General features: G+C 67.9%; 8 protein-coding genes. All 8 read left to right on the top strand.

The features are described from left to right. Positions 1 to 20 precede the first annotated feature (20 nt). The 8 genes from tssK to AC07Y9_RS21515 are packed head-to-tail and all read left to right on the top strand — an operon-like array spanning position 21 to position 12684. Positions 21 to 1355 (top strand): type VI secretion system baseplate subunit TssK, encoded by a 1335-nt coding sequence (tssK, locus tag AC07Y9_RS21550; protein ID WP_007930438.1) that lies wholly within the window; start codon positions 21 to 23, stop codon positions 1353 to 1355. Positions 1356 to 1361: 6 nt separating this feature from the next. Beyond that, entirely contained in the window at positions 1362 to 2729 is a 1368-nt protein-coding gene (locus AC07Y9_RS21545) for a DotU family type VI secretion system protein (protein WP_102680768.1), read from the top strand. Beyond that, complete coding sequence (gene tssM, locus AC07Y9_RS21540) at positions 2726 to 6238, top strand: type VI secretion system membrane subunit TssM (RefSeq protein WP_102680769.1); 3513 nt, start codon at positions 2726 to 2728, stop codon at positions 6236 to 6238. Before AC07Y9_RS21545 ends, tssM begins: the two co-directional genes overlap by 4 nt. Continuing rightward, the gene (gene tagF / locus AC07Y9_RS21535) at positions 6235 to 6927 is read left to right on the top strand and encodes a type VI secretion system-associated protein TagF (protein ID WP_102680770.1); all 693 of its coding nucleotides are present in this window, start codon (positions 6235 to 6237) and stop codon (positions 6925 to 6927) included. The genes tssM and tagF overlap by 4 nt, the downstream gene beginning before the upstream one ends. Before the next feature lie 34 nt (positions 6928 to 6961). Next, positions 6962 to 7687, top strand: coding sequence for a PP2C family protein-serine/threonine phosphatase (locus tag AC07Y9_RS21530; protein WP_102680771.1), 726 nt, complete (start codon positions 6962 to 6964; stop codon positions 7685 to 7687). Positions 7688 to 7721: 34 nt separating this feature from the next. Continuing rightward, positions 7722 to 10781, top strand: coding sequence for a serine/threonine-protein kinase (locus AC07Y9_RS21525; protein WP_102680772.1), 3060 nt, complete (start codon positions 7722 to 7724; stop codon positions 10779 to 10781). Next, entirely contained in the window at positions 10781 to 11497 is a 717-nt protein-coding gene (locus AC07Y9_RS21520) for an ABC transporter ATP-binding protein (RefSeq protein WP_102680773.1), read from the top strand. The genes AC07Y9_RS21525 and AC07Y9_RS21520 overlap by 1 nt, the downstream gene beginning before the upstream one ends. After that, the gene (locus tag AC07Y9_RS21515; RefSeq protein WP_102680774.1) at positions 11497 to 12684 is read left to right on the top strand and encodes an ABC transporter permease; all 1188 of its coding nucleotides are present in this window, start codon (positions 11497 to 11499) and stop codon (positions 12682 to 12684) included. Before AC07Y9_RS21520 ends, AC07Y9_RS21515 begins: the two co-directional genes overlap by 1 nt. Positions 12685 to 12709 lie beyond the last annotated feature (25 nt).

The raw sequence follows: 12709 nt of genomic DNA, 5'->3' as shown, positions 1-12709 counted from the left end.
CCTGTCGAGGAAGCCAGTCCATGTCCTGGAATAACCGTGTGGTGTGGTCCGAAGGAATGTTTCTGCGGCCGCAGCATCTCCAGCAGCATGATCGCTATATGGAAGCCCTGATCGATGGCCGTTGCCGCCCGTTGAGCGCCGGGGGCTGGGGGTTCTCCGAGCTGCGCATCGACGAGTCCCTGCTCGGCCAGGGCAAGGTGGCAATCGTCAGCGCGCGCGGGGTGCTACCCGATGGCACGCCTTTCGACATTCCCGGCGACGATCTGCCGCCGCCGCCACTGAACGTCAACGACAATTTGCGCGATGCGCAGGTCTTCCTGGGTTTGCCGCTCAAGCGTGCCGGCAGCCGCGACACCGTGGGGGAGGGCGAAGCTCCGGGTGGTGCGCGCTACATCAGCCAGGTGCGGGAAGTGCGCGATGACAACGCCGCCTTCGAGAGCCGGGCGTCGCTGGCGATCGGCGGCAAAGCCCTGCGCCTGCTGACCGAGCGCGACGGCCTCGGCGAATATGCCTGCCTCGGTTTGCTGCGGGTGCTGGAAAAACGCGCGGACAATGCCGTGCAACTGGACGAGGACTATATTGCGCCGCTGCTCGATGTGGCCGCCTCCAGCGTGCTGGCGGCCTTTCGCAGCGAGCTGCAAGGGTTGTTGCACCAGCGCGGCGAGGCCCTGGCCGGTCGGGTGGTGGCCTCGGGGGCCGGCGGCGCCTCGGAGATCGCCGACTTTCTGCTGCTGCAACTGGTCAATCGCGCCGAGCCCTTGCTCAGCCACCTGGCCCGGTTGAGTCCCTTGCACCCGCAGGACTTCTATCGCGAGGCGGTCTGCCTGGCGGGGGAGTTCGCCACCTTTTCCGCAGCCGGACGTCGCCCCAGCGACTACCCGGCCTATGCCCACGACGACCTGGCGAGCAGCTTCGCCCCGGTGATGCATGACCTGCGGCAAGCCTTGTCGATGGTCATCGATACCCGCGCCACGCCGATTCCCATCGTCGAGAAATCCTACGGCGTGCATGTGGCGATGCTGGCCGACAAGAGCTTGCTGGAGATGGCCAGCTTCGTCCTGGTGGTGCGTGCCGAGGTGCCGGCCGAAACCCTGCGCACGCATTTCCCCCAGCAGGCCAAGATCGGCTCGGTGGAACACATCCGCGACCTGGTCAATCTGCAGTTGCCCGGCATCGCCTTGCTGTCCATGCCCGTGGCGCCGCGGCAGATTCCCTATCACGCCGGTTCAAGCTACTTCGAACTGGACCGTGGCAGCGAGCACTGGAAACAGCTGGCCCACTCAGGGGGATTCGCCTTTCACATTGCCGGCCAGTTCCCGGGCCTGAACCTGGCCTTCTGGGCCATTCGAGGATAGTTCGTCATGCACCCGATCGATGATCCCTTCGGCAGCTCTGGCATAGGCGGCACTTCAGGCGGCGCCTCGCCGGGCGGCAACGACCATACCCTGATCATGCCGCGGCCTGGCGGGCGCTCCGTTGATGCCTCTGCCCCAAGGAAGGATGGCGCCAGCGCCGCCGATCCGCACATTGCGATGCCGGGCGCGCCGGTAGCGAGCAGCCTGGCCCAGGGCCTCAACCCGCTGGAACGGGCGGCCGGCCCGATACTGGCGCTGCTGGCCCGCTTGCGCAGCACCCTCGCTCACCCGCAACCGGCCAGCCTGCGCGCCCAGTTGCTGGCCTACCTGCGCCAGTTCGAGGAGCAGGCGCGCGCCGCCGGCGTCGCCCAGGATGAGGTGATGCTCAGCCGTTATGTGCTCTGTACCGCGCTGGACGAGGCGGTCCTCAGCACCCCCTGGGGCAGTACCAGCGACTGGGGCAAACAGAGCCTGCTGATTACCCTGCACAACGAAGCCTGGGGCGGCGAAAAAGTCTTCCAGCTGCTCGAACACTGTCTGCAGAACCCGCAGCAGCGCCTGCACATTCTCGAACTGCTGTACCTCTGTATCTGCCTGGGCTTCGAGGGCCGTTACCGGGTCATGAATGACGGCCGCAGCCAGCTGGAGGCCTTGCGCGAACGCACCAGCGCGACCATTCGCAGTGTGCGCGGCGAATTCGAGCGCGAGCTGTCGCCGCATTGGCGGGGGCTCAGCGTGGTGCGCGATCGCTTGTCGCAGTTCCTGCCGCCCTGGGTTGGCGTAGCCATTTGCCTGGCCGTGCTGTTGCTGCTGTTGTTCGGTTTGCGCTTGAAGCTGGCGGCCGACGCCGAGCCGGTGTTTCACAATATCCACGCCCTGGGCGAGATCCCGGTGCAAACCATCGACCGTCCACCGCAGCAGCCCAGGTTGATCGAACGCCCGCGCCTGGCGCGCTTCCTCGCCGAGGACATCAAGGCCCAGCGCGTTGCCGTGGAGGATGCGCTGGATCGCTCGGTGGTGACCATTCGAGGCGACGAGTTGTTCGCCTCGGGCAGCGCGAGCATTTCCGAACAGTTGCAGCCCTTGCTGCTGCGCGTCGCCGATGCCCTGCGCCAGATCAAGGGCACGGTGCAGGTCACCGGGCACAGCGATAACCGACCGATCGCCACCTTGCGCTACCCCTCGAACTGGAAGCTGTCGCAGGATCGCGCGCAGCAAGTGATGGAGATCCTCGCCGCCCGCAGCGGGCAACCCGAGCGCTTCACCGCCGAAGGGCGCAGCGACGCCGAACCTGTCGCCTCCAATGACAGCGCCGCCGGACGCGCGAGGAACAGGCGCGTGGAGATCACCGTGCTAGCGGAGGGCAACCAGTGAAGGCCTTTATCAATTTCCTGGTGCGCTGGGTGGTGCCGCTGCTCGGCCTGCTCGCACTGAGCCTGGTGATCTGGTTCCTCGGTCCGCTGATCATCGTCGCGGCCTATGAACCCCTGGCCCCGGCGGCCGTACGCTGGGCGCTGATCGGCCTGTTGTTCCTGGCCTGGATCGGTGTGCGCGTATTGCGCATCGTCCAGGCCCGGCGCAACGCCGCCAAGGTCATGCAGGGCCTGGCGGCGGTAGCGCCGGATGCGGCCAGCGTCGCCACCGCCGAAGAGCTGGCGGCCCTCAAGCAACGCATGGACGAAGCGCTGCTATTGCTCAAGCGCAGCAAGCTCGGCGGTAACGAGCGGCGCAACCTTTACGAGCTGCCCTGGTACGTGATCATCGGCCCGCCGGGCTCGGGCAAGACCACCGCGCTGGTCAATTCCGGGATGCACTTTCCGCTGGCCGAACAGATGGGCAGTGGGGCGATCCGCGGAGTCGGCGGTACGCGCAACTGCGACTGGTGGTTCACCGACGAAGCGGTGCTGCTGGACACCGCCGGGCGCTACACCACCCAGGACAGCCATGCGGCGGTGGACAAGGCGGCCTGGCTGGGCTTTCTCGACCTGTTGAAGAACCAGCGCAAGCGCCGGCCGATCGATGGCGTCTTCGTCGCCATCAGCCTGTCCGACCTGCTATTGGGCAGCGAGGCCGAGCGCAGCGCCCATGCCCGGGCCATCCGCACGCGGGTACAGGAGTTGTATAGCCAGCTCGGTGTGCGCTTCCCGATCTATGTGATGCTCACCAAGTTCGACCTGGTGCCGGGGTTCATGGAGTTCTTCGACGCGCTGAGCAAGGAAGAGCGCGCGCAGGTCTGGGGCGTCACCTTTGCCCTGGACGATGGCAAGAGTCCCCAAGGCCCGCTGGCACGTTTCGACGAGGAATTCACCGCACTCGAGGCGCGTCTTACCGAGCGCTTGGTCGAGCGCCTGCAACAGGAGCGCGACCCCAACCGACGCGATCTGATCTACGCCTTCATCCAGCAGTTCGCGGCGTTGCGTCACAACCTGTCGTCCTTCCTCGAGGGGGTATTCAAGCCCAATCCCTATGAAGAGCGGGCGCTGTTGCGCGGGCTGTACTTCACCAGCGGCACCCAGGAAGGCAGCCCCATCGACCGTCTGATCGGCAGCATGGCACAAAGCATGAACCTGGATCGCCAGCACCTGGCGCGCCAGACCGGCACAGGCCGCAGTTACTTCATCACCCGCCTGTTCCGCGATGTCGCCTTCGGCGAGCGCGGCCTGGTCGGCAGTAACCCCAAGGTCGAGCGCCGGCATCGCTGGATCAATCGTGGCGTACTCGCCGCCAGTGCCTTGGTGTTGCTGACGGTGACGGCCATCTGGGTCGCCAGCTACCGCGCCAACCAGGCCTATATCGCCGAGGTGGACGCGCGCCTGGCGCCGCTCAAGGGGCAGGTCGAATCCCTCAGCCCGGCGCAGCGTGAGGTATTGGCCGTGCTGCCGCTGCTCAACGCCGTTCGCCATGTCGCCGACAATTCGCTGTCCTGGGCCGAAGGCTATGGCCTGTTCCAGGGCGACATGCTCGGCGCCGAAGCCGCCAGCGTGTACCGCAAGCTGCTGATCGCGGTGCTGGCGCCGCGTCTGCTGACGCGCATCGAGGAACAGTTGCGCAGCGGCGGCAACACCGAGTTTCTCTACGAAGGCCTCAAGGTCTACCTGATGCTGGCCAGCGCCGAGCACTATGACGCCGATGCCGTCAAGACCTGGATCAACCTCGACTGGGACCACAGCCTGCCGCGCGACCTGGCCCCGGAACAGCGCCTGGCCCTGGCGGAGCATCTCAATGCGCTGTTCGCCCACAAGCCACCGCCGGCAAGGCTGGATGAGGAACTGCTGGCCGACCTGCGTCGGCAGTTGCAACAGATGTCCGTGGCGCAGCGGGTCTACAGCCGGGTGAAACGCCAGAAGCTGCCCGAGGGCGTAGCGGATTTTCGCCTCAGCGAAGCGGCCGGGCGCGACGCCGCCCTGGTGTTCACGCGCAAGAGCGGCAAGCCGCTGAGCGATCCGTTATCCGGTTTCTATACCTACCGTGGCTACCGTCAGGCGTTCATGGTCGCCAGCCTCAGCCAGTCCGGCGCCCTGGCCGAGGAACAATGGGTACTCGGCCGGCCACTGAACGACAACCAGGATGTCGCCAGCCTGGCGCTGGAGGTGCGTGCCCTGTACTTCCAGGATTTCCTCAACCAATGGGAAACACTGCTCGGCGATCTCGACTTCGTCGCGATCAACGGCATCGCCCAGGCCGCCGATGTGCTGCGGGTGCTCTCCGGGCCAAACTCGCCACTGAAGAAACTGCTCGATGCGGTGGCCAGGGAAACCAACCTGCAACAAGAAGATCGCCTGCTGGCCGAGAAGCTCAAGGCTGCCGACGGCACCGTGGACAAACTCAAGCAGCAGCTCGGCTCGCTGGTCGGCCAAGCGGCCCAGGAAGATTCGTCGGCAACCTCGCAGGTCGACCCCATCACCGCGCGCTTCGCCGAGCTCAATAGCCTGGTGACCAGCCATGGGGATGGGCCAGCGCCGATCGACGATCTGCTGGCCCAGCTCAATGAGCTTTATGTGCAGGTCAGCGCCATGAGCGGCGCCAGCGGCGAGGCCTTGCTGGGCGAGGCGAAGAACCAGGCGGTGGCCACGGCATCGCGGGTCAAGCTCGGCGCCGAGCGTCAGCCGCCACTGGTGCAGAAGCTGGTCAACTCGGTGGTCAGCGCCACCACCAGCAGCATGATGGGCAGCATCCGCACCCAGCTCAACGCGGCCTGGATCAGTGAGGTGGTGAATGTCTACCGCCAGTCCCTGGCTGGCCGTTACCCCATGGTCAACTCCAGTTCGCGGGAGGCCACCCTGGAGGACTTCGGCAACTTCTTCGGCGTGGGCGGGGTGATGGACAACTACTTTCGCAAGTACCTGCAACCCTACGTCAACACCTCGACCAGCAACTGGCGCTGGCAGCCGGGCGCCGCGGAAAAACTCGGCATCGGCCCGGGCGTGCTGCAAACCTTCCAACGCGCCGCGGCCATTCGCGATGCCTACTTCCGCGCCGGAGGCACCCAGCCGGCGGTACGCTTCGAGCTCAAGCCCGTGGCCATGGACGCCTCTATCAGCCAGTTCCTGCTCGATCTGGACGGCCAGCAGCTCAGCTACGACCATGGCCCCAGCCGGCCGATGGCGATGCAATGGCCCAGCCCCAACAGCCTGGGGGTGGTGCGCCTGTCCGTTACGCCGCCCACCAGCGCCGGTCGTTCGGGACTGACCCTGGAGGGGCCCTGGGCCTGGTTTCGCTTGCTGGAGCAGTCCGACCTGACCCAGGGCAACGCCCCGGACCGCTTTACCCTGCGCATGCGTGTCGACACTGCGAGCATCTCCTGCGAACTGCGCGCCAGCAGCGCGTTCAACCCGTTCAAGGGCCGGCTGGTGTCCGGTTTCAGCCTGCCGGAGCGCTTGTGAGCAGCCCGGGTTTCTACGGCAAGCTGGCCGGCCGCGGGGATTTTATCCACCGCGGCCTGTCGCCGAGCTTTATCGAGCGCTGGGATGCCTGGCTCTCCGCCGGCATGGCCACCAGCCAGGCGCAGCTGGGGTCGGCCTGGCTGGACGCCTACCTGGTCAGCCCGCTGTGGCGCTTTGCCGTGGCGCCGGGCCTGCTCGGCAGCGAGGCGGCGGTGGGGGTGATGATGCCCAGCGTCGACCGGGTCGGGCGCTACTTCCCGCTGACCATCGCGCTGCTGCTGGAGGCCGAGACCGATCTGGGCGCGCTGGTGGCCGGCCCGGATGACTGGTTCGAGGCCGCCGAGGTCCTGTTGCTCTCGACCCTGGAGCCCGAGGCCGCTGTCGAGGCCTTCGAGGCCGCGGTGCCGGCCCTCGGTAGCCCGGTCTGTAGCACGCAGGTGCCGGGCATGCCGGCGCTGCAGGGGCAGGTGCGCTTCGCCGCCACGACTGCGGCGGCGCGCGGGGCGGTGCTGATGCAGCACGCCTGCGAGGGCGCGAGCCTCTGGTGGGGCAAGGGCTCCGGACGGGTCGCCGCTGGCCTGCTGCGTTGCCAGGGGTTGCCGGCGGCGCAGGACTTCAGCGGTTTTCTGCTGGGCGAGGGCGGCTACGCGGCGCTTGCGCAAACCGCGCAGTTCGATTTCGGGAGCTGATTTTGGAAATTAGGGACATTTCGGGAGCCAGGGCATGTCGTCAGCCGTAACGCGTTACGAATCCGCCAGCCACAGCCATGTCGGCATGGTGCGTCAGGTCAACGAGGACGCCTGCCTGGATGCGGTGCAAGCCGGCCTCTGGGTGGTGGCCGACGGCATGGGCGGGTATACGGCGGGCGATTTCGTCAGCAGCCTGATCGTCGATACGCTGCGCGCCATCCCGCCCGAGCCCTCCTTGGCGGCCTATGTCCAGGCGTTGCGGGCGGGGCTGGAGCAGGCCAACGTGGCGGTTCGCCAGGAAACCGCGCAGCGCGGTGTCGGCATCATGGGCAGCACCCTGGTGCTGCTGGCCGCCCGAGCAGACAAGGCCACCTGCCTGTGGGCCGGCGACAGCCGCCTGTATCGCCTGCGCGAGGGCCAGCTGGAGGTCATCAGCCACGACCACAGTTATGTCCAGGAGTTGCTGGACAGCAGGCTGCTCAGCGAGGACGAGGCGCGGGAGCATCCCATGGCCAACATCGTCACCCGCGCCGTGGGCACCCAGGACCGGCTGGAACTCTCGGCCGTGGACCTGGAGGTGCGTCCCGGCGACAGCTTCCTGCTGTGCAGCGACGGGCTGACCAAGACCGTCGAGGACCATGAACTGCGCGAGGTGCTGGGCAACGCGAGCCCCTATGAGGTGGTCCGCAGCCTGGTGCACCTGGGGCTGACCCGGGGCGCTCCCGACAACATCACGGCGGTAGTCGTCAATGCCCACTGAAAACGCATCAGCCGAAGAACGCTCGAGCACGGACATGGACATTCCCGGCTATGGGATCGAGCGCGAGCTGGGCGAGGGCGCCATGGCCACTGTCTACCTGGCGACCCAGCGCTCGCTGGAGCGCAAGGTGGCGCTCAAGGTCATGGCCGCCGCGCTGGCCGCCGACCGCAGCTTCTGCGAGCGTTTCCTGCGCGAGGGCAAGACCCTGGCGCGGCTCTCCCACCCGCACACCGTGACCATTTACGACATCGGCAATGTCGGCCACTTCTATTACATGGCCATGGAGTACCTGCCGAACGGGACGCTGAAGGAACGGATCGCCGAGGGGCTCAGCCCGCAGCAGGGCCTGGTCTACCTGCGCCAGATCGCCCTGGCCCTGGGGTATGCCCATGCCCAGGGGTTGGTACACCGGGACGTCAAGCCGGCCAATATCCTGTTCCGCGCCAACGGTTCGGCGGTGCTCTCGGACTTCGGCATCGCCAAGTCCCTGGAGGACAGCACCCAGTTCACCCAGGCCGGTTTCGCCGTGGGCACACCCAGCTACATGAGTCCCGAACAGGCCCGCGGCCAGCAGATCGACGGTCGCACCGACCTCTACGCCCTGGGGGTGGTGCTCTACGAGATACTCACCGGCAAGCTGCCCTATACCGGCAGCGACTCGCTGTCCACGGCCCTGGCCCACTTGACCGAGCCGCTGCCCGAACTGCCCATGACCCACGGCCATTACCAGGGGATTCTGCGCAAGCTGCTGGCCAAGGATCCGGCCGAGCGTTTTGCCGATGCCGATGCCCTGATCGCCGCGCTGGACAACCTGCCGCCCGCCGGGCCGGCCGATGCCGAGGCGACGCAGATCCGCCCATTGCCGTTGCCCCCCGCCACGGTCGTCGGCCAATCCGCGACGACCAGCCTGGGCGGGCTGACGCCAGTTACCCTGGACATGCCGCCGCTCGCTGCGCCAGAGCCCGAGCCAGCCGCCACGGCCAGATCCGAACAGGCCGCAAGCCTCGGCGCACAGCCGCCGGCCGGGTCGCGCAGGCCGTTGCTGGCGCTGCTCGGAGTGGCCGTGGCCGGCGCACTGGCCCTGGCTGGCGGGGGCTACTGGTGGCTGCGCTCGGCGCCGCCGGTGGAGCCGGAAAACGGTCAGGTCGAGGCCAAAAAAACGCCGGCTGGCGAGGTGCAGGGCTCGTCCGCCGAGACGGCCAGCAAACAGCAACCGCCGCTGACGACGAACGTCGACGGCGGCGACCGGCCGCTGCTGATGCCGGGCAAGAAAACCCTGTTCCAGCGCGTGCTGAGCAAGCCCGGCGCGCAGGTGTCCGGCCAGCCCGGGGCGGCGCCCAGCGGTGCCGCGCTGCTGGCGTTCTCGGTGCTGTATGTCTATCAGCGCCAGACGGTGGCGGGGGGCACCTGGCTGGAGGTCGGCGCCGCCAGCGATGGCCAGCGCGATGGCTGGTTGCCGGCCGAGCAGGTCAGCGACTGGAAGCAGAGCCTGGTGCTGAAATTCACCGAGCGCTCCGGTCGTTCGCCGGTCATGTTCCTGCGCGAGGCGAGCAGCCTCGAACGGTTTCTGGCGGACACGGCCCAGGCCCGCGCGGCCCTGCACAAGGCGCAGAACGAAGGCAGCGTGGACCCGCAGATCGTCGCGCTGGAGCCTGTGGCCAGCGCCATTCCCCAGGACCAGTTCTACCTGCTGCCGATTTTCGAGGCCCGCGAGAGTTTCGATGCCGACGGTCAGCCGGTGCAGCTGCTCAATGTGGCCTCCATCGACCCTGGCAATACGCCCCTGGGCAAGGCCGGGGGGGCGGCCAAGGCCGGCAGCGATGCCTTTCGCACGGCGATCGTGCTGGTGGTCGACACCTCGGTGTCGATGCAGCCCTACATCGACCGGGTGCGCCAGGTGGTGCAGGCGTTGCATCGGCAGATCGCCAGTCGTGGCGACCTGGACAGCGTCAGCTTCGGCCTGGTGGGGTTTCGCAGCAATGTCGAGAAAACCCCGGGCCTGGAGTATGTGGCGCAAACCCTGGTGAGCCTGGAGGAGGGCCGCGATCCACAGCGCTTCCTCGAGCTGGCCGGCCAGGTCAAGGCCACCAAGGTGTCCAGCCACGCCTTCAATGAAGATGCCTTCGCCGGTGTGATGGCGGCGGTCGAGGGCATGGACTGGAGTCCCTATGCCGGGCGGCTGATCCTGCTGGTCACCGACGCTGGCGCCCTGCGCAAGAACGATCCGCTGGGGCACACCCAGATGAACGAAGCCGAGGTGCGCGAAGCCGCCCTCAGTAAACGGATCAAGCTCTATGCGCTGCACTTGCGCACCGAGGCCGGTCGGAAAAATCATGACTTCGCCGAGCAGCAGTACCGCAGCCTGACGGCCGACGCCAACCCGCAGATCGGCGACCTGTACATTCCGGTGGCGGGCGGCGATGTCGGTCGCTTCGGCGATACGGTCGCCGAGATCGGCTCGGTATTCGCCGAACAGGTGCATCAGGCGCGCAACAACCAGCTGCCGAGCCTGCCGCCGCCACAGGGGGCACCGAGCGTCGCGAGCAAGGCCACGGCCATCGGCTACGCCATGCAAATGGACTTTCTCGGTCGCCAGTCGGCGGCCCGTGCACCGCAGCTGATCACCGCCTGGACCTCCGACCATGACCTGACCAACCCCTCGCTGCCGGCCTTCCAGGTCTGCGTGCTGCTGACCAAGCTGCAACTCAACGACCTGCAGCAGTCGCTGAAACTGATCGTCGACGCGGCCCGCCGTACCCAGACCTCGCCCAAGGATTTCTTCCAGGAAATCGCCAGCGCTAGCGCTCACATGAGCCGCGACCCGACGCGGTTGAAGCAGGGCGGCAACCTGGTGGAAGGCGGCATCCTCGGCGAGTACCTGGACGGCCTGCCGTATCGCAGTAAATCGCTGACCATGACCCAGGACCTCTGGCTGTCCCTGAGCGTGGCCGAGCAGCAGGACTTCATCGACGAGCTGGAGTCGAAGATCCGCCTGTACGAGACCTTCCACAACGACAGCGCCAACTGGGTCCGCTTCGGCGAGGCCCAGCCGGGCGATGCGTTGTACCGCGTCCCCCTGGCGACGCTGCCCTGATGCTCAAGCTCAGAGATATCCGCAAGACCCGCGGCGAGGGACCACAGCGCTACAGCCTGGTGGTGCCCCAGCTTGACCTGCGAGCGGGCCAGCGCCTGGCCCTGGTAGGCCCCAGCGGCAGCGGCAAGAGCACCCTGCTGGACCTGCTGGCCCTGGTGCTGTCCCCGGACCCGGGCGGCGTTTTCGAATGCCGCGCCGACGACCGTACGCTGGATATCGCCGGGCTCTGGCGCAGCGGCCGCCAGGATGTGCTGGCCGGGCTGCGCAGCCGGGTCATGGGCTATGTGCTGCAGACGGGCGGGTTGCTGGGTTTTCTCGACGTGCAGCGCAACATCGGCTTGTCGCGGGCGCTGCTCGGCCTGCCGGCCGATGCCACGGTCAGGCGCCTGGCCGAGCAGCTGGAAATCGCCGACCAGTTGCACAAGCTGCCGGCGGCACTGTCCGTGGGCCAGCGCCAGCGGGTGAGCATCGCCCGGGCCCTGGCCCATGGGCCGAGCATCGTGCTGGCGGACGAGCCCACCGCCTCGCTGGACCCGCTGAACGCCGAACGGGTCATGCAACTGCTGGTGGCCCAGGCCGAGGAGCGCGGCGTGTGCATCCTGGTCGCCACCCATGACGAGGCGCTGGCCCGGTGCGCCGGGCTGCAGCTGCATCCCTTGCAGGTGCAGCGCGGCGCGGATGGCGGGGTCACCGCGACCCTGGCGGGAGGTGGCTGATGCGGCTTGCCCTGATGGCCCTGCTGGCCTGGCACGACTACCGCGCCGAGGTGCGCCTGTCGGTTTGCGCGGTTTTGGCCCTGGTCGCCGTGCTCGCGCCCTTGCTGGTGCTGTTCGGCCTCAAGTTCGGCCTGGTCACCACCCTGACCGAACGCCTGGAGCGCGACCCCGCCGTGCGGGAAGTGGTGCCCATGGGCGGCGGGCGCTTCAGCGCCCAGGCCATCGCCGAACTGGCTGCGCGTCCCGAGGTCGCTTTCGTCGTGCCGCGTACCCGACAGATCGCCGCGACCGCCGACCTCTACCCGGACTCGGCCGGCCAGGCGTTGACGGTCGAGATGATCCCCACCGCCGCGGGCGACCCGCTGGTGGCGCCGGCGCTGCTGCCCCAGGCGCCGGACCAGGTACTGCTCAGCCAGCGGGCGGCGGAGAAACTCGGGGTCCAGGGCGGCGACGTGCTGAGCGCCGCGTTCGGCCGTCAGGTCGGCGGGCGCCAGGAATACCAGCGCACCCGCCTGCGGGTGCAGGGGGTCTTGCCACTCGCGGCCTTCCCGCGTGATGCGCTGTTCGCGCCCCTGGCCCTGCTGGAAGCCGCCGAAGACTACCGCGACGGTCAGGGCTGGCCTGGGTACGAGCCACAAGCGAACACGGCGCGGGTGTATCCGGGGTTCCGTCTCTACGCCGCGGACCTGGACGGCGTGGAGCGCCTGCGCCGGTATTTCGCCGAGCGCCAGCTGGAAGTCGCGACCCAGGCCGGCGTCATCGCCCAGGTGCGCTCCCTCAGCCACAACCTGACCCTGGTGTTCTGGGTCATCGCCAGCCTGGCCCTGACCGGGGCCTTCGCGGCCATGACCGCCAGCGCCCTGGCCGCCGTCGAGCGCAAGCGCAGGGCCTTGTCGGTGTTGCGCCTGCTGGGTTTTTCGACCGGCGCCCTGGTCGCCTTCGTCGTACTGCAGGCGCTGTACACCGGGGTGTTCGGCCTGCTGCTGGCCTGGGGCTTGTACGGCATGGCCGAGACCGGGCTGAACCGGCTGTTCGCACCGGCGACGGGGGAGTTCGCCTGCCGGCTGCTGCCGGTCCACTACCTGCTGGCCCTGCTGCTGACGCTGCTCTGCTGCCTGCTGGCGGCGGCCTCCGGTGGCTGGCGCGCGGCGCGGATCGAAGCATCGGAAGGACTGCGCGATGTCTAACTGGCGGAGGGTCCTGGTCTGGCGG

It is taken from the genome of Pseudomonas sp. GW456-L12 (genome assembly GCF_059424045.1).
The sequence above is the reverse complement of the archived record's forward strand: the minus strand, read 5'-3'. Positions and strand labels throughout refer to the sequence as shown.

What these genes read in the sequence shown, in the direction of transcription:
- tssK (WP_007930438.1), top strand. Translation starts at nt 21, where the DNA reads ATGTCCTGGAATAACCGTGTGGTGTGGTCCGAAGGAATGTTTCTGCGG.
- AC07Y9_RS21545 (WP_102680768.1), top strand. Translation starts at nt 1,362, where the DNA reads ATGCACCCGATCGATGATCCCTTCGGCAGCTCTGGCATAGGCGGCACT.
- AC07Y9_RS21530 (WP_102680771.1), top strand. Translation starts at nt 6,962, where the DNA reads ATGTCGTCAGCCGTAACGCGTTACGAATCCGCCAGCCACAGCCATGTC.
- AC07Y9_RS21525 (WP_102680772.1), top strand. Translation starts at nt 7,722, where the DNA reads ATGGACATTCCCGGCTATGGGATCGAGCGCGAGCTGGGCGAGGGCGCC.
- AC07Y9_RS21520 (WP_102680773.1), top strand. Translation starts at nt 10,781, where the DNA reads ATGCTCAAGCTCAGAGATATCCGCAAGACCCGCGGCGAGGGACCACAG.
- AC07Y9_RS21515 (WP_102680774.1), top strand. Translation starts at nt 11,497, where the DNA reads ATGCGGCTTGCCCTGATGGCCCTGCTGGCCTGGCACGACTACCGCGCC.